Here is a 20,027-nt window from a genome sequence, read left to right as displayed (position 1 = left end):
TATCACCATTCGCGCCGTTCCCGAAACAGTTCCCGAAAAGGGCAGATCGCCGCTCCGGACGCCTGTCAATCTGCAACGGCGGCGAGATGTCCGCCGCCGAAATCCTTCAGCAGCAGCTTCGGCACGGTTTCGCCAATCCGCCGGGTCGCGCTCGGAATTTCGCGATCGAGCCGGGCAAAGCGGGTGCGCCGCCGTGACGGATCGGGAACCGGCACTGCCTCGATGAGCCGCCGCGTGTAGGGATGGCGGGGGTTGGAAAAGACCTGGTCGCGACTGCCGATCTCGACGATCTGGCCGAGATACATGACGGCGACGCGGTCGGAGATGTTCTCGACCACAGCCATGTCGTGCGAGATGAAGAGATAGGCGACGCCGAACTCGCGCTGCAATTCCTTCAACAGATCGAGCACGCGCGCCTGCACCGACACGTCGAGCGCCGACACGCTCTCGTCGGCGATGATCAGCTTCGGCCTGAGCGCCAGCGCCCGGGCGATGCAGATGCGCTGGCGCTGGCCGCCCGAGAATTCATGCGGATAAAGCTCCATCTGTCCCGGCGACAGGCCAACCCGTTCGAACAAGGCGGCCACGCGTTCGCGGCGTTCCTGCCTTGAGCCGATGCCGTGGATGAGCAGCGGCTCGGCCACCAGATCGCCGACGCGCATGCGCGGATCGAGCGAGGCGTAAGGATCCTGGAACACCATCTGCACGTCGCGCCGCACCGCCTTGCGCGCGTCGCCGGCAAGTCCGGAGAGCTCGCGGCCGCCGATCGTCACGCCGCCGGTATAGGGCACCAGGCCGGCAAGCGCCTTGGCGGTGGTAGATTTGCCGCAGCCGGATTCGCCGACCAGCGCCAGCGTCTCGTTCGGCGCGATCGAGAAGCTGACGCCTTCGACCGCATGCACCCGCCGGTTGACGCGGCCGAAGAAGCCGCCGCGCAGGTCGAAGCGGACATGGAGGTCGTTCACCACCGCCACCTTGTCCTGCCCGGCCGCGCGCTCGGCCTCGGCCGTGTTTCGCCGCCCCGCGCCCGCACCGATGCGCGGAACCGCCGCGAGGAGCTCTTGCGTGTAGGCCGCCCGCGGCCTCGCGAAAATATCGGCGGTGGCGCCTTCCTCGACCATGCGGCCATTGCGCATGACGATGACGCGATCGGCCATTTCGGCAACGACGCCCATGTCGTGGGTGATCAGGATGACGCTGGTACCGTGCTGGCGCTGCAGGTCGCGCAGCAGCTCAAGGACCTCGCCCTGCACGGTGACGTCCAGCGCCGTCGTGGGCTCATCCGCAATCAGCACGTCGGGCTCGAGCGCCAGCGCCATGGCGATCATCACCCGCTGGCGCATGCCGCCCGACAATTCGTGCGGAAATTGTTTCAGCCGGCTTTCGGCTTCGGAAATGCGAACCGCCTTCAGCGCCTCGACCGCGCGCCGTTGCGCCTCGGCATGGGAAAGACCGGTATGCGCCTCGATCGATTCGGTGAGCTGCCGGCCGATCGACAGCACCGGATTGAGCGAGGTCATAGGTTCCTGGAAGATCATGGCGATGCGATCGCCGCGGATGTCGCGCATGCGGCGCTCGTCGAGGGCCGTCAGCTCGACGGCGCCGCGATCCTTGTCAAAGAGCCGGATCGTCCCGGAAACGATGCGGCCGGCCGGCTGCGGCAGCAATTGCATGATCGCCAGCGCCGTCATCGACTTGCCGGAACCGGACTCGCCGGCGATGCACAGCGTCTCGCCGCGTTTGAGCGACAGCGACAGGCCGGACACCACCTCGCGCTCGCCATCGTCGCCGCGCACGCCGACGGAGAGGCCGGTGATTTCGAGCACCGGCCCCAAGGCCACCTCTGCAGCGGCATATGCGTGTTCGTCGACCACGCCTGCGCTCATTCAAACACGCAGCGCGGAAAGTAGAACGACACCACCCAGTTCGGCATGTCGACGATCTCGCTGATCCGGAGATCGCCGCAGACCGAGACCAGCATATAGGCATCGACGGGGTCGAGTTTGTAGCGGCCGGCAAGCAGGTCGATCATCTGGCTGACGGCCTCCTTGGCCCCCGTCATCAGGTCGGGTCCGATGCCTGTCGTCACTTCATAGCCCTTGGCGTCGAGATGGCGCGTCACCGGGCCGGGCGTGATGAAACGCGGCGTCTTCAGCCGCGCGTCCTTCACCAGGTCGAGTTTCATAACCACGTCCATCGGGCTTTCGATCGCTGTGCCGCACACCTCGCCGTCGCCCTGCGCGGCATGGGTGTCGCCGACCGAGAACAGCGCTCCCGCCACTTCCACCGGCAGATAGAGCGTGGTGCCGGCGGCGAGGTCGCGGATGTCGAGATTGCCGCCTACGCGTCGTGGCGGCACCACCGAATGGTGCCCCATCTCAGCCGGCGCGTTGCCGATCGTGCCGGCGAACGGCTTCAGCGGCACGCGCCCGTTCTTGCCGAAGAGCGCGGGCTCGAGCGAGGCGGCATCGTATTTCCAGATGTTGAGCGCCGGTTCCTTGAAGTCGTCGGCGAGCAGGCCGAAGCCCGGGATGTTCGCCGTCCAGCCGAAGCCGGACGGTTTGAACATCTCGATCGTCACCTTCAGCGCGTCACCCGGCTCGGCGCCTTCGACGAAGATCGGCCCGGTCACCGGGTTGACGGTGGCGAAGTCGAGCTTGGCGACATCGGCGACCGTGCTGTCCGCCTTGAGCTGCCCACCGGACGAATCCAGGCACTGGAACTCGATGGTCGAACCGGGCGCCACCCGCTCGGCCGGGACGAAGGAATTGTCCCAGCCGAAATGGTGATGGCGCCCGTGGATGGTGTAGTCGCAGTTACTGCACATCTTTCACATACACATTGTCGTAGTTGATCGGGATATGGACCGGGTCGACATAGAGGTTGTCGGCGCCGCCCATGCGGGCTGATTTCAGCGTGAAGCGCTGCTCGTTGAAGACCGGCGCCCAGGGCGCGTCCTCCATGATCTTGTCGTAGATCGCGCTCCACATCTTTTCGCGATCGGCGGACTTGGCCGGATCGACGACGGAATCGGCCTCGGCGGCCTTGGCGTCGAGGTCCTTGTTGCAATACCACGACCAGTTCCAGCCGCCCGGCACCGCGCCGGCGCAGCCGAGGATCGGGCCGTAGAAGTTGGACGGATCCGGGAAGTCGGCGATCCAGGCCATGCCGCCCGACCAGATCATCGGCGCGCCGGCCTTGTCGCCGCCGGCGGCAATCACGTTGGCCTGGGCGAGCGACTGGATGCTGGCCTTGATGCCTATTGCCGCCAGGTCCTGCTGGATCGCCTGGGCGATGCGCGGATTGGGATCGGTGTTCATTGCGAAGAGCTGCGTCGCGAAGCCGTCGGGATGGCCGGCCTCGGCCAGCAGCGCCTTGGCCTTGGCGACGTCATAGGCGTAGCCCTTATAGGCCTTGTCGTAGCCGGGCATCGAGGGCGGCAGCGGCTGGTTGGCCGGCACCGCGCGGTTGTTGATCATCTGGACGATGCGATCCTTGTTGATCGCCATGTTGACGGCCTGGCGCACCTTGACGTTGTCGAAGGGCGCCATGGTGGTGTTCATGGTGATGTAGCCGGTGTGCAGCTGTCCGCCCACCACGACGCGCGCCTTCTGTTCGGGATCGTTCATCACCTCCTGGAACTTGGCCGGCGGGATGCCGTCGCCGGGCACGTCGATCTCGCCCTTCTGCAGGCGCAGCAGCGCCACGATCGGCTCCTGGCCGATCTCGAAGGTGATCTTGTCGAGATGCGGCAGGCCCTTGTGCCAGTAATCGGGATTGCGCTCGAAGACGATGCGCTGGCCGAGCGTCCATTCGGCGAGCTTGAAGGCGCCGGTCCCGACCGGATGCTTGCCGAAGTCGGCGCCGTATTTCTCGACCTCCTCCTTCGGCACGACATGCGAGAAGTTGATCGCCATGACATGCAGGAAGGTGGCGTCCGGCCGGGTCAGCTCGAACTTCACCGTATAGGGATCGACCACGGTGACGCCGGAGAGGCTGTCGGCCTTGCCGGCGGCGACATCGTCATAGCCCTTGATCGATCCGAAGAAGCCGGCGCCCGGGCTTTGCGTCTTCGGATTGGTGACGCGGTCGAGCGAGTATTTCACGTCGTCGGCTGTCATCTCGCGGCCGTTGTGAAACTTGACGCCGTGGCGCAGCTTGAAGGTGAAGGTCTTGCCGTCCGGCGAGATCTCGTAGCTCTCGGCGAGGTCGGGCTTGAGCTTGGTGGTGCCGGGCTCATAGTCCATTAGCCCGTCGAACAGGCTCTTGATCATCGACCAGTTCTGCCAGTCATAGCCGATCGCAGGATCGAGCGTGGCGACGTCGTCCTTGTAGGTGATGGTGATGGCGCCGCCCTGCTTGATGTTCGGGTCGACCGCGTCGTCGGCGCGCGCGCTGGCCATGCCGAGCATCAGCGCAAGCGCCGACGCGGCCACGGTGGATGCCAGAAAACGTCTCATGTCAGTGTTCCCTTTCTCTGGTTGTTTTTCATTTTCATCTCAGCTTGATGCTCATCTCAGTTTAATTCTGGGATCGATGAAGGGCGCGATGATGTCGGCCAGAAGGTTACCGAGCACGATGGCGAAGGCCGAGACCAGCGTGACGCCCATGATGATGGGGATGTCGACGCGCTGGATGGCCTGCCAGGCGAGCTGGCCGATGCCGGGCCAGCCGAACACGCTTTCGACCACCACGATGCCGCCCATGAAGACGCCGATGTCGATGCCGATCATGGCGACGACCGGCAGGATGGCGTTGGGCAGCGCATGGCGAAACAGGATGGCGCCGCGCGCCAGGCCCTTGGCGCGGGCGGTGCGCATATAGTCCTGGCGCAGCACGTCGATCATCGACGAGCGCATCATGCGCGCGTACCAGCCGGCGCCGAGAATGCCCATGGTGAGCGAAGGCAGCACGAGGTGGCGCCAACTGCCGTAGCCGCCGATCGGGAACCAGCCGAGCCTGACGGCGAAGACGTAGAGCAGGAGCAGGCCGACGACGAATTGCGGCGCCGAGACGCCGACGAAGGAGGCGACCATCAAGGTCTGGTCGGTGGCGCTGCCACGCCTGACGGCAGCGATCAGTCCCATGGTGAGGCCGATCGTGAGCTCGCACAGGATGGCGCCGACCATCAGAAGCAGGCTCGCCGGCAGCCGCGAGACGATCAGCTCGGTGACTTCCGAGCGCTGGATGTAGGAGCGGCCGAGATCGCCGCCGATGAGCCTTCTGAGATAGTGCCAGTACTGGACGATGAAGGGCTGGTCGAGGCCGAGTTGCCGGCGGATGTTCTCCACCGTTTCGGGCGTGGCGCTGCGCCCGGCGATCTGGCGCACCGGGTCGGCCGGCAAAAGATAGAGCAGCGCGAAGGTGATCAGCGAGACGCCGAGCAGGATGAGCAGCGACTGGATGAGCCGGCGGCCGAGATAGGCGATCATGACCGGCTCCCCATTATTCCCGCCCTCTCTGCGTCGGGTCGAGGATGTCGCGCAATGCGTCGCCGATCAGGTTGAAGGCCAGCGCCAGCGCCAGGATCGCAGCGCCGGGGAAGAACACCAGCCAGGGCGCCGCCTGGAAATAGGTCTGGTTCTCGAAGATGATGTTGCCCCAGGACGCCGTCGGCGGCTGCACGCCGATGCCGAGATAGCTGAGCGTGGCTTCGAGCAGCACCGTGGTCGAGATGCCGAGCGTGCCCCAGACGATGATGGTCGGCAGGAGATGCGGCAGGATGTGGCGGATCAGAATCCGCGGCGCACTCGCGCCTATGGTGCGCTCGGCGTCGATGAACTCGCGCTCGGACAGCGAGGAGGTTTCGGTGTAGATGACGCGCGCGGTCTGCACCCAATTGACCAGCGCGATCACCATGGCGACGATCCAGAGGCTCGGCTCGAACACCGCCGCCAGGCAGATGGCGAGCAGCAGCGCCGGGAAGGCCATCATCAGGTCGGTGAAGCGCATCAGCGCGCTGCCAATCCAGCCGCGGAAATAACCCGCCGTGACGCCGACCAGCGTGCCGATCAGGAGCGCCACGCCATTGGCGACGATGCCGATGATCAGCGAGGTGCGGGCGCCGAACAGGATGCGGGTCAGGAGGTCGCGGCCGAGCAGGTCGGTGCCCAGCCAGAATTTGGCATTCGGCGGCAGCGGCGAGCCTTCAAGCGTCAGGCCGTCGAACATCTGCTCGTTGGGATCGTAGCCGGTCAGCCATGGCGCGAGGATGGCGCCGGCGAGCACGATGGCGACGATGACGAGACCGAGCAGCGCCAGCGGCCGCTTGACCAGCCGGCGCCAGACGCCGGCGCGCGGCTTTGCCGGCATCCGGCCGGCCGCCGGAAGGTCAGGCGCGATGGGATTGGTCATCGCCGTCCTCCGCTTCGGTCATCGCCACGATGCGCCGCGCCGCTTCCTCGACGCTGATCTGCCAGCTCATCGCCAGCGACCTGAGCTGCGCGTAGGCGCGGTCGTCGCCGCTGCCTTTCGAGAGGGCCGCGACGGCGCGCACGATGGTCTGGCGCTCGCCGACGCGCTGGCGCAGCGCCGCGATCTCGCCGGCAAGCCGCTTTCGCGCCTCGAAGCTTTGCCGCGCGATGAGCAGCGCGCTATAGACGCCGGCGGTGCCCACCGGTTTCAGTAATTGCGCGTCGGCATTGTGCGACAGCGCCCATTCGATGCGGCCCGGCGCTTCCGAGCCGATCAGCGCCACCAGCGGCATCGGCGCCTCGCCGGGCTTCCACGGGAACTGCTCGTCGAAGCCGAGATCGGCGTCGAAGAAGACGAAATCCGCCGCCAGCGCCTCCGCCGGCAGATGCGGCCAGCACTCGGCCGCCTCGAGGCCGATCGCCGACAATTGCCGGGTGATCGCCTGCACCGTGGTGTGCGGACGATGCAGCACGAAGGCCTTGGCGCCGCCGAGATTGGGGATGCGCGCGGCGCGGCTCACGACACCACCCTGAGCCGCGGATGGCCGAAGGTCTTGGCCGGATCGTAGCGCGAGAGATAGGGATCGGGCGCCACCTCTTCCTCGCGGCTCACCACCTCGAAGAAGCCGTCGGCAATGCGCCCGATGAGCACCGGCAGCGTCGCATGCTGGGTGTTTGGGTCGATGGCGATCGGCCCCAGCCGCGTCGCAAAGCGGCGTTCGGCGAAGGCTTTCGAGAATTCGGCGGGACCGGCATCGGGATCGCCGGAAAGCACATCCGCCATCACTTGCACCGAGGCATAGGCGGAGGCCTCGAAGGACGAGGCGAAGGCGGCCGGACGCGGCGCGAAATAGGGCCCGGCCGACAGATGGCCCTTGCCCGTTTCGCCGATCGCCGGCAGCTCGCCTTCGGTGAGATTGCACGAGATCACCGGGCAGGCGTCAGGCTTAAAGGCCGCATCCTCGCGCCCCAGCTCGCGATATGCGGCCAGGAAGGCATAGGACGAGGTGCCGATCAGGTTGTTGAGGATGAAATTCGGCCGCGTGACGCGGATTTCGTCGATCAGGCGCGACACGTCGGTCTCGCCGATGCGCAGATAGCGTTCGCCGAGCACCTTGCCCCCGGCGTCAGCGATCAGGTCGCGCGCGACGCGATTCATCTCCCAGCCCCATATGTAGTTCGAGCCGAGCAGGAAGCCGTTGGCGCCGAAGCGGGGCGCGACATGGGCCATCAACGGCACCAGATGCTGGTTCGGGCAGGCATGCATGTAGACGACGTGCTCGTTGGCCTCGAACCCTTCATACGGGCAGGCATACCAGAGCATGCCGCCCGCCTTCTCCAGCACGGGAATCGTCTCCTTGCGACTCCAGGAGGTGACGCAGCCGATCACATGGCGGGCGCTGCTGGTCCGGAAGATGTCCTCGCAGAGCGTCGCATATCGGTCGGCGTTGCTTTGCGGGTCGCGCTCGACCGGAACGAGCTCGATATCGTGTTGGCGGTCGGCATTGATGTCGGCGATCGCCCGCGCCGCGCCCGCGCGGCAGGCATCCGAGATGAGCTGGTAGCTCCCCGACCGCGAATAGAGGACGCCGATCTCGATACGCCGTTTCAAACGATGTCCCAAAACGAAAAAGGCCCCGCAGCCAGCGCCGGCAGGCGTGGCATACGAGGCATTGTTGCCGCCCGGCAACCAAAGCCGGTATTTTCGTTGGCTACCCTATTCCCTACCGTCCATCAGTCAAGCCCGAAAGTTTGAGCGGCCGGACGCGCCCTCTAGGAGCGTTTCACCGTTCCACACTCTTCCTGGAACTGCTCTAGTCCCGCAGGCTGAACACGAACGGCGCCGTGCGTGTGACGCGCGCGCCGAGTTCGGCCGGCGGCGCCGGCACCGACGCGCCCTGTAGTGCGCCGAGCGCGGCGCGGTCGAGATCGCTGTCGCCCGAGGATCGCGCCAGCCTGGCCGAGACCACACGGCCGGAGGTGTCGACCGTGAAGGTCACGCTCGGCGTGCCCTCGGCCCGCCTGGAGCGCGCCGCGCTCGGATAGCGGGTGTGCCGCCTGATCCACGCCGCCAGGCTGGAGTTCCAGCGTGACGGGCTGACGCTCGAACGGGGCGCCGCGTTCGAGGACTGTGGCGCCGCGGCCTTCGCCGCCGTCTTGGCGTCGATGCTGGCGGTGATCGTCGCCTTCGGTGGCGCCGCCTTTTCCTTCTTGATGCGTTCCTTCGGCTTCTCGACCGGTTTCCTCTCGGTCTTTTTCCTGGGTTCGAGGGGCTTTTGGGCCTTCATCGTCGGTTCCACGGGTTTCGGCTGCGGCAGCGGAATGGCGACATCGGGCGCGATCGCCTCAACAGGATCGGGCACGACCTCGTCCAGCGGCGGCTGCTCGCTCAGCGCCGCAACCGTTGCCGGAGGAGCCTCCTCAGCCTCTTGCGCATCGTCGGCATCGGACGGCCGTTCGGTGACGGGCTCTGCCTGCTCCGCCACCGGCGCCGGATCAGTCACCGGTTTTACGTCGACAGGATTTACCGTCTCCTCCGCTGCATCGGGCGGCTCCGGCGTCACCGTGTCCAGCATCGCCTTCTCTTCCGGCACGGCGGGCGCGACGGGCAGCGGCGCCATCTCGACCGCCAGCGCCGGCGGCGGGCCGCCATCGGGCATGTCGGCGAAACTCAAATTCTGCACCGCATAGGCGACCGCCACATGCGCGGCCAGGATGATCGCGGCCGCGCTCGTCCACAGACCGGCCTCACGCGCGCCGAAGCGCGGCTGGGAAAGAGCGGTGACGGTCATGGCGCCCCGCTTCCACCCGGCGCCGAGGCGGTGTTCGCGCCGGTCGCAGCGGTTCCTGGCATAGCCTGCCCGCCGGCGCTCTCGAGGCCGACCAGCGCGACCTTCAGATAGCCGGCGGCGCGCAAAAGATTCATCACCTCCATCAGCTCGCCATAGCCCACGGTCTTGTCGGCGCGCAGGAAGATGCGCGTCTGCTTGTCCCCCTTGGTGCGGCTGTCGAGCACCCCGGCAAAGGCCGACCGCGGCACGCTGTTATTGCCGATCGCCAGCGTGAGATCGCTTTTCAGCGTCAGGAACAAAGGTGTCTCGGGGCGCGGCGCCGGCGTCGCGGTGGATCCGGGCAGGTCGACATCGACATCGACGGTGGCGAGCGGCGCCGCGACCATGAAAATGATCAGAAGCACCAGGATGACATCGATGAACGGCGTGACATTGATGTCGTGGCTTTCCTCGAGATCGTCGCCGGAAGTCTCGCGAATGCGCGCCGCCATCGCCGCTACTCCGCCGCGATCGCCGCTGCCGGCGGCACCGTACGGAAATCGAGGTCGCGGCTCACCAGCCGCTCGACGCCGGCGGAGGCGTCGGCGAGGATCTGCCTGTAGCCGGCTATCGAGCGGGCGAAGACGTTGTAGATGACGACCGCCGGAATGGCCGCGACAAGGCCCATCGCGGTCGCAAGCAGCGCCTCGGCAATGCCCGGCGCCACCACCGCCAGATTGGTGGTCTGCGCCTGCGAGATGCCGATGAAAGCGTTCATAATGCCCCAAACGGTGCCGAACAGGCCGACAAAGGGCGCCGTCGAGCCGATGGTGGCGAGCAGGCCGGTGCCGCGCGACATGCGCCTGGACGCCGCCGCCTCGATCCGCGAAAGCCTGGAGGCGACGCGCTCCTTCAGGCCGTCGCCCGAAGCATGGTTGAGCGCGCCGGCCGAAAGCGCCCGTTCTTCTTCCGCTGCCCGCACCAGAAGCGCGCCCGGACCGCCGCTGTGGCCAAGTTCCCGGCCGGCCTGCATCAGCGTCGCGGCATTGCCGATGACATCTGCGGCGCGGCGGGCTCTCAGCTTGCCACCGAAGACCTCCAGCGACTTGGCGAGCCAGATCGTCCAGGTGACCAGGGACGCGAAGGCCAGCCCGACCATGACCGCCTTCACGACGATGTCGGCATTCATGAACATGCCCCAGGGCGACAGGTCATACGGCAGGGTCAGCGAGATGGAAGGCCCTTCGCCCGTGGCGCCGTTCGGAGCCGGCTGGACGCTTGGCTCCGCCGGCGTGGGAGCGGGCGCCTGCGCCGCCGATGTTTGCGGAACTGGAGCAGCCGGTGCCTGCGCTGCCGGAGCCGGCTCGACCGGAGCCTGCACGGCGGGTGCGGCCGACTGCTGGGCCTGCGTCGCAGGCTGTTCTTGTGCCTTGGCGATGCCGGTGGAAAGAATGAGGGACGCGGCCAGCGCCGCGAAAAGACCGTTCCGGGACAAGGCTCGTCCTCGCTTCATCATCGCAATGCGGTGGCCGCCGGGCATACCATAAAGACGCCAAGCGGCCATGCCGGTTGACTATGAAACATGACATTGCGAGTCAACTATAAAGATGACTATGCGGCTCAACAATTTACGATACCCGCTCGGGTACGCTGCGGGCCTGGACCGCAGGTCGGTTGCTGGACACGCTGCGCATGGAGCAACCAATTTTAGCTTTGTGTGCAATTGCGGACGGAAAACCGCTATGCACTTTTTCCGGATCGCTCGAAAGCAGGCGACCGATGATCAAGGCGACACCCTTCGACTTTCCCTATGACGGCAGGCTGGAACCGCAGCGCACGGCGCTGCTGGTGATCGACCTGCAGGAGGATTTCCTGTCGCCGAACGGCTACTTCGCCAGGAAGGGTTACGATCCTTCGCCGCTGCGAGCCATCCTGCCGGCGGTCAACCGGCTGATTGGCGCGGCACGCGCCGCTGGACTCACCATCATCCACACAAGGCAAGGCTACCGCGCCGACATGGCCGACATGACGCCTTACGAAAAATGGCGCCGCAAGCGGGCCGGCCTCGACGGCACCGATATCCTGCTGCGCTCCGGCCCGGGCTTCCAGATCTCCGCAGATGTCGACGTGACGCCGCAGGACATTATCATCGACAAGACCTGCAACAGCGCCTTCACCTATACGGACCTGGAGCTCGTTTTGCGCGCGCGGGACATAACGCACCTCCTGTTCACCGGCTGCACGACGGATGTTTCTGTGCACACCACGTTGCGCGAGGCCTGCGACCGCAACTTCCAGTGCCTGACGATTTCGGACGCCTGCGCCAGCGGCGACCAAAGGGCTCACGAGGCCGCCCTGCATATGGTGACGGTCGAGGACGGCGTCTTTGGCGCGCTGGCGGAGTCGGCGGCCGTCATCACCGCGCTATCACGACTCGCGGACGGGGCGGACTGACGACCTCGGGATCGCGCGGATCGCCGAGTTCCGGCCAGCCGATATCCTTGCGGATGTCGAGCGGCAGCAGATAAAGCGTCCGCGCTGCCCGGTAGCGGGCACGGGTTGCTGCATATTCGGTCGCGATGCGCCCGATGGATGACAGGATCGACATTTGCTTTCCCCTTGGTTGATGCCGGCGTCACAAGCCCGGCGCACTCACCAAGACGAAACAGGGATGGCTGTTGGAATGGTGAGGAGAAATTTTTTTCTGAATGCACGGGCCGCCCGATAGGTCCATGGCAGCTTCCGGTCGCGACATTTGATCGATTGCCGAAAATTCTTTTTGCATGCACCGTTCCGTTTTCGGTTCCGGCTTCGTCTTGAGGGTCGTAACGGGTGCGAGAGCCGCGACGGCCTCCGCCATCAGGACAAACGGAGCCAAGCCATGTCGACCACAGTGACCTTGATCAACGTCTTCACCGCCAAGCCGGGCAAGCAGCAGGCACTTGCCGAGACGCTCGCCGAGGGAACGAGGAACTTCTTCAGCAAGCAGCCGGGCTCGCTGTCGTCGTCCGTGATCGTCGGCGGCGACGGCAGCAAGGTCGCCAACATCTCGCAATGGCGTTCGGCGGAGGATATCGCGGCCTTCCGCAGCGATCCCCGCTTCGCCGATTACATGAAGAGCGTCGTCGAGCTGGCCGCCGGCGAGAGCATGATGGGCCACACCACCTATTCCCATACGGGCGGCGTAGAGAGCCAGGGGGACGCGTGACCGGTTCGCAGGATCAGTCGATTGCGGCCACCGAAACCAGGCTTCGCGCCTTCGAGCGCGAGGCCGCCGGCCTGAGGGCCAAGCTGCACCGCTACGCGTCGCGGATGGTCGGATCGGTCATCGATGGCGAAGACATCCTGCAGGAAGCCTTGGCCAAAGGCTTCTTGGCGATCAGGAATGGCGACATGCCCGACAAGACCGAACCCTGGCTGTTCCGCATCGCGCACAATGCGGCGCTGGATTTCCTGCGCAAGCGGACCCGCCTGCGGGGGCGCGAAAGCGAGGTCGAGATCGATACGATCGCCGACGAGAATTCGGCGCTGGATGCGCGCATCGCCGCCGAGGCGAGCCTGGCCGAGCTGATGCAATTGCCGCCGGCGCAACGGTGCGCGGTCGTGCTGAAGGACGTGCTCGGAAACAGCCTGGAGGAGATCGGCGAAATCCTCGAAACCTCCGACACGGCGATCAAGGGCGCGCTGCAGCGGGGTCGCGAGAACCTGCGCAAGCTGGCGGCCGCACCCAGCATGGCGCCGCCCCGCCCGGCGCTCGACCGGCAGGACATGCACCGCCTCGGCGACTATGTGGCCGCCTTCAACGCCCGGGACTTCGATGCCTTGCGCGGCCTGCTGGCCGAGGACGTCAAGCTGGAGCTGGTCAACCGCTTGCGCGCCGACGGCAAGGAATATGTCGGCAATTATTTCGGCCGCTATGCCGACGAAACGCATTGGCATTTCAAGACCGGACTTGTCGAAGGCCGGCCCGCCATCCTGGTCACCAGCCCCGAACGTCCGGACGGGCCGCCGCGCTATTTCATCCTCATCGATTGGGAGAACGGCCGGATCGCCGGCATCCGCGACTTCCTGTTCGCGGATTACGTGATGGACGGCCTGGATTACTCATCCTAGCCGTAGGGCTTAATCGGTGTCAGCAAGGGTGGATATCAGAGAAGGGCCGGGACGCAAGCATTCCCGGCCGCGGAATCTCGGCCTCGCGGCGCGCCAGCGAATTCGCGACCAGCGCAATCGTCTCGCGCCCGATACGGGCGATCTCGCCCGGGCAGTCGATGCCTCCGATCATGAACTCCTCGATGCCGAGCGCTGCATAAGGCAAAAGCGTCAGAGCGAGCCGCGCCGGCGGCCCGGCGATCTCGACAGCCTTGTGATCCGGGGCGCCGGTCCAGCCGTCCGGATGTATGCGTACCGGCAGCGCGAAGCGCAGCCTGCCGGCGCGGCCGTGCTCGGCGGCGGCGCGGCGCGCGCGCTCCATCAGTTGCCTCACCTCGCCGGGTGAGCCGGCGGCCAGCTCGAAGACATCGGCGTGCCGGCCGGCGACCTTCAGCGCGGTGCCCGACTGGCCGCCGAGCCGAATGGCCAGATCGGCGCCATGCGGGCCCTTGCGCGGCACGAAGCCGCCCCGGACGCTGTAGAAGGCGCCTTCATGGTCGAAGGGCGTGTCGTTCGACCACAAGCGCTTCAACAGCACCAGATATTCGTCGATGCGCTGCCAGACCACGCCGTGGGCGACCGGCCGCGCCTCGCCATCGCTGTCTTCCAGCGGCTCGCTCAGCATGCGAAGCGAGAGGCGGCCGCCGCCCCGACGGTCGAGCGCCGCGAGCTGCCTTGCCGCTTCGATCGGCTCTATCACGCCGGCCCAATGCGTCAGCACCACCTCGAGCGAGCCCGTGCGGTCGAGCGTCTGCGCGGCGATGTCCATATTGGTGAGCAGGCCGGCCGGATCGTCCACCACCAGCTTGCGGAAACCGGCGTCCTCGATCAGCGACAATTTGGTCGCGGTTTCGGCGAAATCATAGAAGAAGCTGCCATTGGCAGGCTTGCCTGGAACATGCGTGAACTCGATCGGCATTGCCATCTCCTCCATCACGTTGGGCGCCCCGCTCCGAGCCCGAATAGATCCATCTCGCCGGCGCGCGACAGCCGCCGACCCGTGGCCGGTCTTCAGCTCCAATTACTCAACTCGGATTTTTGGACGGCGGGACCCCTGGCCCCCGATCCGGTCAGGGGATGATCCCGAAAACGACGGCAGCCGTGAATACGAAGGCAAGCGCAAAGACGAGGTAGGCGAACGTGCCGCCATAGGCGGGCCTCCAGCTCTGGTCGGCGGAAAGCCTCTGACCTTTGCGTTGGGCGTTCTGAATGCAGGACATGGTCGATCCTCCGTCGCGACCATTAATCTATAAAGATAGTAGACTTTGTCGAGTGCTATTTTTCGGCGATTTTTGGAACGATGTTCTACGAAGTGGGGCCGGACGGGTTTTTCAGTACCTCAGGTTACGGGCTTCTTTGCCTTTCGGCTTGGTCCGCTTTAAGACGAAGTTGCCTGCGCTGGAACTTGGGGGGTTACCGCTGCATATGCTGAAGTCTCAGAATGCAAGGGTTTGGGCCAGCAGGGCCTTCATGGACTCGTCACGCATCAAAGGGTTTACCGCCGATCCGTTGCCGACGGGAATGAACCTGGGCCAGATGGCCGAGTTGAACGAGGCAGGCGAACGGATGTCGGCCGAGCATTTCCCGAAGCAGATTTTCGCCGAGTATCCGGACAAGAAAGAAAAGAAACAGGCGGATCTCGTGCTTGCTGCGGGCGCAGTGGTGGTTTCGGCGGCCTGCGCCGACGTGCTGCGGCGCTTCGATCTCGGCCATTCCTCTCTCTATCCGATCAAGCTCTTCCAGCATGATCGCCACACGCCGGTGGAGGGAGAATATTTTTGTCTCAACATCGGTGAGCGGAAAGATACTTTCCTGCCCGAGCATTCTCCGCTGGTAAGGGTGCTTGGCGACAAAAGCATGAAGATGCATGACGATGAGGTTGCTGTCAGTCCATCGGTGTTCGACGGGCCCGATCTGTGGGTGAGTCCGCCGTTGATCCGAATTTTTTTCTTGAGCGACCGCCTGACGCAAGCCCTGCGGGCGGCGAAAATGAGTAGGGTCTTTGGCTTTCGAGCTTGCCGCGTTGTCGAAGCCGACTAACATCCCACATCGTCAGGAATAGGGCGGAGAGCAACATGGGTGGAAGGCTGGCGGGCAAGGTCGCCATCATTTCGGGCGGCGCGACGGGCATGGGCGGGGCGGCTTCGGAATTGTTTGCCGCCGAAGGCGCCAAGGTGGCGATCATCGACCGCAATGGCGAAGCGGCCGGCAAGACCGCCGAGGCGATCCGGGCGCGGGGCCATATAGCGGAGCATTTCGTGGCCGATGTCTCGGACGAGGCGCAGGTCGAGGCGGCGGTGAAGGCGGCCACCGCAAAGCTCGGCCCGGTCACGGTGCTGTTCAACCATGCCGGCACGATCGTCATCAAGCCGTTCCTGGATACGACCTTGCAGGAGTGGGACTGGCTGCATGCCGTCAACGTCCGTTCGATGTTCCTGATGACGCGCGCGGTGCTGCCCGGCATGATTGCCGCCGGCGGCGGCTCGATCGTCTGCACCTCCTCGATCTCGGCCGTGGCTGCGACGCCGAACGAAGTGCTCTATGACACCACCAAGGGCGCCTGCCACATGTTCGCGCGCGCCATTGCGGTGGAGTTCCGCGACCGCAACATCCGCTGCAATGCTGTCTGCCCGGGCTTCATCCGCACGCCGCACGGACTGCGCGAGGTGGCCGATCTCGGCAAGCTCGGCGTGGACGTCTCGGACGCTGCGATGGCCGCGCAGCAGGGCCGCATCGGCGAGCCGGAGGAAGTGGCGAAGGCCGCCCTGTTCCTGGCCAGCGACGAATCGAGCTTCGTCAATGGCGCGCATCTGTTCGTCGACAACGCGTTCACGGCGATTTGAGGCCTGGCGCCCTTTCCTCTCCCCCGTCGATCGGGGGAGAGGTGTCGAGCGCAGCTCGACGGAGTGGGGGGTCGCCCCTTGACGCGGCGCAGGGAGATTCTCGCGCCGCGGCCCCCTTCGATGTCCGTCGGCGGCGGTTGCCAGGTGGTTCCCCCACTCCGTCGCTGCTTCGCAGCGCCACCTCTCTCCCCCCTCCGGAGGGAGAGGAACGGGCACTACCGCTCTTCCCTTCTAAACGGCTTCAGCAGCGCCGAGGGCGCGACCGCGTTGCGCGACATGAAGGCCATGGCGACGATGGTGAAGATGAAGGGCAGCATCAGGAACGCTTCGTAGGGGATGTGGCCGAGGCCGCTCGCCTGCATCCTGAGCTGCAGCGCGTCGACGAAGGCGAAGAGCAGCGCGGCGCCCGCCGAACGCCAGGGGTCCCAGCGGCCGAACACGACCAGGGCGATCGCCACCCAGCCGCGCCCGGAGACGACGCCGAAGGTGAAGGCGTTGAACTGCGCCATGGTGAGGAAGGCGCCGGCGAGCCCCATCAGCGCTCCGCCGAGGATCACTGCCTGGAAGCGCGTGGCGATGACACTGACGCCGGCGGAATCGGCAGCGCGCGGGTTCTCGCCGACCATGCGCACCGAGAGCCCCCATGGCGTGCGGTAGAGCACGAAGGCGGCGAGCGGGACGGCGATGATGGCCAGATAGACCAGCGTGAACTGGTTGAACACGGCCGGCCCCAGGATCGGAATGTCGGCGAGCAGCGGGATCGGCACGGGCTTGAAGCCGCCGATGCTCGGCGGCACCGATTGCTGGCCGAAGATCAGCCGGTAGAGGAAATAAGCGAGACCCGAGCAGAACAAGGTCACGCCGATGCCGCAGACATGCTGGCTGAGGCCCAGCGCCACGGTGAACAGCGCATGCAGCGCGCCCATGAGGGCTCCGACCAGCACCGCCACCAGCACGCCCAGCCATAGGCTGCCGCTCAAGCTCGCTGCGGTGAACCCGGCCATCGCCGACAACAGCATGATGCCTTCGATGCCGAGATTGAGCACGCCGGCCCGCTCGGAAAACATTTCCCCCAGCGTGGCGACGGCGAGCGGTGTGGCAATGCGGATGATGGCGGCGAGGAAGCCGACCTGAAAGATCTGTTCGAACACCGCGCTCATGCAGAGGCTCCTACGCGGCGGATGCGGTAGGCTGTGAAGAGCAGCGCCACCAGCATGGCAAGCAGCGCCGTGCCCTGGATGACGTCGCTCAGGAAAGCGGGCACGCCGGTGGCGCGCGACATCGCTTCGGCACCGGTCATGACGGCGGCCAGGAAGATCGCCGCCGGCACCACACCGAGCGGGTTGAGCCTGGCAAGCATCGCGACGACGATGCCGGAATAGCCGTAGCCCGGCGAGATGTCGCTCATCACCTGGAAGTGCACGCCGCCGACCTCGCCGACGCCGGCCAAGCCCGCCAGCGCGCCGGAGAGCAGCGCGGTGGAGATGAGCACGCGCTGCACGTTGATGCCACCATAGCGGGCGGCTTCCGGATTCTCGCCGGTGACGCGGATGCGGAAGCCGAGTGTGGTGCGCGCGATCAGGAACCAGCAGAGCGGCGCCGCGATCAGCGCCACGACGACGCCGAGATGCAGCCTTGTGCCTTCGATCAGCACCGGGAAATTGGCGGAATCCTCGATCGGCGGCGAGATCGGGTAGCCGGAGAAGGTGTCCTTCCACGGCCCTTCGATCAGCGCCATCAGCGCGTAATAGATGACCGAGTTGAGCAGCAGCGAACTGACCACGTCGTCGACCTTGAATTTGACGCGCAATGTCGCCGGAACCAGCGCGACGAGCGCTCCTGCAGCCGCGCCCACCAGCGCCATCAACAGCATGGCGAGGTAGCCCGGCATCGGGATCGCGCCGACGAAGCAGCTCGCCACCGCGCCGGCGAGCAGCTGGCCCTCGGCGCCGATGTTCCAGAACTTGGCGCGGAAGGCGATCGCCACCGCCAGGCCGGTGAAGATCATCGGGGCGGCGCGCACCAACGTCTCGGTGATGGCATAGCTGTCGCCGAGCGAGGCGGATAGCATGACACCATAGGCTTCGACGACGCCGGCGCCGGCTACGGCGATCAGTCCACTGCAGAGCACCAGGGTGGCGGCGATCGCGATGAGCGGGAGGGCCAGGTTGAACCAGGCGGGCGTCGACGTGCGGGCTTCGAGGCGAAACATCAGGCCGCCTCCCCGGTGTGCCCGGCGCCGGTCATCATCAGGCCGAGCCTAGCGACAGTGGCGTCCGCGCTGGGAAGCGTGCCGGCGATGCGGCCCTCATACATCACCGCAATGCGATCCGAGAGCATCAGCAATTCCTCAAGGTCCTCGCCTATGACGATGATGCCGCAGCCCTTGGCGCGCATGCCCAGGAATTTTTCGTGGATGAAGCGGGCGGCGCCGATGTCGAGGCCGCGCGTCGGCTGCGAGACGATCAGCACCTTGGGATCGAAGGCGAGCTCGCGCGCCAGCAGCGCCTTTTGCAGATTGCCGCCGGAGAGCGCGCCGGCGCGCACCATCGGGCCGGGGCAGCGAATGTCATAGGCTTCGATCTGCGCTTCGGCGAAAGCGCGGATCGCTGCCGGGTTGAGCAAGCCCTTGCGGCTGAAGGCCTCGGTGCCGATGCGCGGCAGCACCATGGAATCGGCCAAAGGCAGGTTGGTGACCAGGCCGGTCGTCATCCGGTCTTCCGGGATGCGGCCGAGGCCCAGCGCCTGCAGCTCGCGCGGCGAGAATTGCGCAACCTTTTTGCCGGCTATCGTCATCGTGCCGGTCTTGGGCGCCAGCATGCCGGAAATTACATCGGCCAGCGCCCGTTGGCCGTTGCCGGAGACGCCGGCGATGCCGAGGATCTCGCCCGCGCGGACGAACAGCGAAACCTCGCGCAGCGGCGTGCCGGCATGGCCGGTGGTGGAAATGCCGTCGAGCGTCAGCACGGAAGCGCCGGGCGTCGAAGCCTCCTTGACCGGCGGCACGATCTCATGGCCGCACATCAGTCTTGCCATTTCCGCCGAGGTGGTTTCCGCAGGATGGTCGACGCGGCCGGCGACCTTGCCGCGGCGCAGCACGACGCAGCGATGGGTAAGCGCCCTGACTTCGTTCAGCTTGTGCGAGATGAAGATGATGCCGAGCCCTTGCGCCGCCATCGAGCGCAAGGCAGCGAACAGGCCGTCGACTTCGCTCGGCGCCAGCACCGCCGTCGGCTCGTCGAGGATCAAAAGCTTCGCGCCGCGAAACAGCGCCTTGATGATCTCCAGCCGCTGCTGTTCGCCGACCGACAGGGCCGACACCGGCAGGTTCGGATCGAGGCTCAACCCGTACTGCCGGCTGATTTCGGTGAGCCGGGCAAGCCCGCGCGCACGGTCGATGCGGCCGGATTTGCCGGGAATGCCGATCAAGAGGTTCTCCAGCACCGTGAGGCGCGGCGCGAGGTGAAAATGCTGGTGCACCATGCCGATGCCGGCGGCGAGCGCGTCGGCCGAATTGTGGATGGCGACCGGCCTGCCCTCGACCAGGATCTCGCCGGCATCCGGCGCATAGGCGCCGAACAGCACGTTCATCAGCGTCGTCTTGCCGGCGCCGTTCTCGCCCAAAAGGCCGAGGATTTCGCCGGGCGCGACGCTGAGATCGACACCCTCGTTCGCCTTGACGGCGCCGAAGCTCTTGGTGATGCCGCGCATTTCGATAAGTGGGGCGGACAAGGGTGAATCCCAGTGAGAATGGCGCGATTCTTTACCCTCCCCCTTGTGGGGAGGCTCGGCTCACGATCGCAGCGAAGCGGAGATTGTGAGACGGGGCGGGGGTGCGGCGTCTAAGG

At 65.9% G+C, this 20,027-nt stretch carries 21 protein-coding genes; 5 read left to right on the top strand and 16 right to left on the bottom strand.

Going from position 1 to position 20,027, the window contains the following annotated elements; translation table 11 throughout:
• Positions 1 to 65: 65 nt before the first annotated feature.
• The 10 genes from ACVMIM_RS02435 to exbB form a co-directional block, all read right to left on the bottom strand.
• Positions 66 to 1,874 carry an ABC transporter ATP-binding protein gene (locus tag ACVMIM_RS02435; protein ID WP_476110182.1) on the bottom strand — a complete coding sequence of 603 codons (1,809 nt, stop codon included), beginning with the start codon at positions 1,872 to 1,874 and terminating at the stop codon, positions 66 to 68.
• A gap of 8 nt (positions 1,875 to 1,882) precedes the next feature.
• Positions 1,883 to 2,827, bottom strand: coding sequence for an acetamidase/formamidase family protein (locus ACVMIM_RS02430; RefSeq protein ID WP_476110181.1), 945 nt, complete (start codon positions 2,825 to 2,827; stop codon positions 1,883 to 1,885).
• On the bottom strand, positions 2,817 to 4,460 hold the full coding sequence (locus ACVMIM_RS02425) for an ABC transporter substrate-binding protein (protein ID WP_476110179.1): 1,644 nt from the start codon (positions 4,458 to 4,460) through the stop codon (positions 2,817 to 2,819). Before ACVMIM_RS02425 ends, ACVMIM_RS02430 begins: the two co-directional genes overlap by 11 nt.
• 51 nt (positions 4,461 to 4,511) lie before the next feature.
• A complete protein-coding gene (locus ACVMIM_RS02420) occupies positions 4,512 to 5,432 on the bottom strand; it encodes an ABC transporter permease (RefSeq protein ID WP_476110178.1) in 921 nt (306 codons plus the stop codon).
• A gap of 13 nt (positions 5,433 to 5,445) precedes the next feature.
• Positions 5,446 to 6,312, bottom strand: a complete 867-nt coding sequence (locus ACVMIM_RS02415) for an ABC transporter permease (RefSeq protein WP_476117071.1) — start codon at positions 6,310 to 6,312, stop codon at positions 5,446 to 5,448.
• 19 nt (positions 6,313 to 6,331) lie between these two features.
• Positions 6,332 to 6,934, bottom strand: coding sequence for an ANTAR domain-containing response regulator (locus ACVMIM_RS02410; RefSeq protein ID WP_476110176.1), 603 nt, complete (start codon positions 6,932 to 6,934; stop codon positions 6,332 to 6,334).
• Positions 6,931 to 8,025 (bottom strand): transporter substrate-binding protein, encoded by a 1,095-nt coding sequence (locus ACVMIM_RS02405; RefSeq protein WP_476110174.1) that lies wholly within the window; start codon positions 8,023 to 8,025, stop codon positions 6,931 to 6,933. The genes ACVMIM_RS02410 and ACVMIM_RS02405 overlap by 4 nt, the downstream gene beginning before the upstream one ends.
• Before the next feature lie 202 nt (positions 8,026 to 8,227).
• On the bottom strand, positions 8,228 to 9,205 hold the full coding sequence (locus tag ACVMIM_RS02400; RefSeq protein WP_476110172.1) for a TonB family protein: 978 nt from the start codon (positions 9,203 to 9,205) through the stop codon (positions 8,228 to 8,230).
• Positions 9,202 to 9,696 carry a TonB system transport protein ExbD gene (gene exbD, locus ACVMIM_RS02395; RefSeq protein ID WP_476110171.1) on the bottom strand — a complete coding sequence of 165 codons (495 nt, stop codon included), beginning with the start codon at positions 9,694 to 9,696 and terminating at the stop codon, positions 9,202 to 9,204. Before exbD ends, ACVMIM_RS02400 begins: the two co-directional genes overlap by 4 nt.
• Before the next feature lie 5 nt (positions 9,697 to 9,701).
• Positions 9,702 to 10,679, bottom strand: a complete 978-nt coding sequence (gene exbB, locus ACVMIM_RS02390; protein WP_476110170.1) for a tonB-system energizer ExbB — start codon at positions 10,677 to 10,679, stop codon at positions 9,702 to 9,704.
• A gap of 284 nt (positions 10,680 to 10,963) precedes the next feature.
• On the opposite strand from exbB, the gene ACVMIM_RS02385 reads away from it, so the two are divergent.
• The gene (locus ACVMIM_RS02385) at positions 10,964 to 11,638 is read left to right on the top strand and encodes a cysteine hydrolase family protein (RefSeq protein ID WP_476110169.1); all 675 of its coding nucleotides are present in this window, start codon (positions 10,964 to 10,966) and stop codon (positions 11,636 to 11,638) included.
• Here ACVMIM_RS02385 and ACVMIM_RS02380 read toward each other — a convergent pair.
• Positions 11,601 to 11,792: a hypothetical protein gene (locus tag ACVMIM_RS02380; RefSeq protein ID WP_476110167.1), complete on the bottom strand. Its 192-nt coding sequence runs from the start codon at positions 11,790 to 11,792 to the stop codon at positions 11,601 to 11,603. The two genes, ACVMIM_RS02385 and ACVMIM_RS02380, sit on opposite strands and share 38 nt — an antisense overlap.
• A gap of 273 nt (positions 11,793 to 12,065) precedes the next feature.
• On the opposite strand from ACVMIM_RS02380, the gene ACVMIM_RS02375 reads away from it, so the two are divergent.
• Positions 12,066 to 12,392 carry an antibiotic biosynthesis monooxygenase family protein gene (locus ACVMIM_RS02375; protein ID WP_278049997.1) on the top strand — a complete coding sequence of 109 codons (327 nt, stop codon included), beginning with the start codon at positions 12,066 to 12,068 and terminating at the stop codon, positions 12,390 to 12,392.
• Positions 12,389 to 13,297 carry a sigma-70 family RNA polymerase sigma factor gene (locus tag ACVMIM_RS02370; RefSeq protein ID WP_476110165.1) on the top strand — a complete coding sequence of 303 codons (909 nt, stop codon included), beginning with the start codon at positions 12,389 to 12,391 and terminating at the stop codon, positions 13,295 to 13,297. The genes ACVMIM_RS02375 and ACVMIM_RS02370 overlap by 4 nt, the downstream gene beginning before the upstream one ends.
• A gap of 19 nt (positions 13,298 to 13,316) precedes the next feature.
• Here ACVMIM_RS02370 and ACVMIM_RS02365 read toward each other — a convergent pair whose 3' ends face one another.
• Complete coding sequence (locus tag ACVMIM_RS02365; RefSeq protein ID WP_476110163.1) at positions 13,317 to 14,255, bottom strand: LLM class flavin-dependent oxidoreductase; 939 nt, start codon at positions 14,253 to 14,255, stop codon at positions 13,317 to 13,319.
• A 151-nt stretch (positions 14,256 to 14,406) separates the two neighbouring features.
• On the bottom strand, positions 14,407 to 14,556 hold the full coding sequence (locus ACVMIM_RS02360; protein ID WP_476110161.1) for a hypothetical protein: 150 nt from the start codon (positions 14,554 to 14,556) through the stop codon (positions 14,407 to 14,409).
• Between the two features lie 250 nt (positions 14,557 to 14,806).
• Here ACVMIM_RS02360 and ACVMIM_RS02355 point away from each other — a divergent pair, with 250 nt between their 5' ends.
• Together ACVMIM_RS02355 and ACVMIM_RS02350 are read left to right on the top strand one after the other, a co-directional pair.
• Positions 14,807 to 15,376: a hypothetical protein gene (locus ACVMIM_RS02355; RefSeq protein ID WP_476110159.1), complete on the top strand. Its 570-nt coding sequence runs from the start codon at positions 14,807 to 14,809 to the stop codon at positions 15,374 to 15,376.
• A gap of 35 nt (positions 15,377 to 15,411) precedes the next feature.
• On the top strand, positions 15,412 to 16,179 hold the full coding sequence (locus ACVMIM_RS02350; protein WP_476110158.1) for an SDR family NAD(P)-dependent oxidoreductase: 768 nt from the start codon (positions 15,412 to 15,414) through the stop codon (positions 16,177 to 16,179).
• 215 nt (positions 16,180 to 16,394) lie between these two features.
• On the opposite strand, the gene ACVMIM_RS02345 is transcribed toward ACVMIM_RS02350, so the two are convergent.
• From ACVMIM_RS02345 to ACVMIM_RS02335, 3 genes are read right to left on the bottom strand one after another with little or no spacing between them, the layout of a single operon-like run.
• On the bottom strand, positions 16,395 to 17,339 hold the full coding sequence (locus ACVMIM_RS02345) for an ABC transporter permease (RefSeq protein WP_476110156.1): 945 nt from the start codon (positions 17,337 to 17,339) through the stop codon (positions 16,395 to 16,397).
• Positions 17,336 to 18,391, bottom strand: coding sequence for an ABC transporter permease (locus ACVMIM_RS02340; RefSeq protein ID WP_476110155.1), 1,056 nt, complete (start codon positions 18,389 to 18,391; stop codon positions 17,336 to 17,338). Before ACVMIM_RS02340 ends, ACVMIM_RS02345 begins: the two co-directional genes overlap by 4 nt.
• Complete coding sequence (locus ACVMIM_RS02335; protein WP_476110154.1) at positions 18,391 to 19,911, bottom strand: ABC transporter ATP-binding protein; 1,521 nt, start codon at positions 19,909 to 19,911, stop codon at positions 18,391 to 18,393. The genes ACVMIM_RS02340 and ACVMIM_RS02335 overlap by 1 nt, the downstream gene beginning before the upstream one ends.
• Positions 19,912 to 20,027: the final 116 nt, after the last annotated feature.

The sequence above is a fragment of the Mesorhizobium sp. USDA 4413 genome (assembly GCF_056280365.1).
This window is presented reverse-complemented; position numbering and strand designations above follow the sequence as displayed.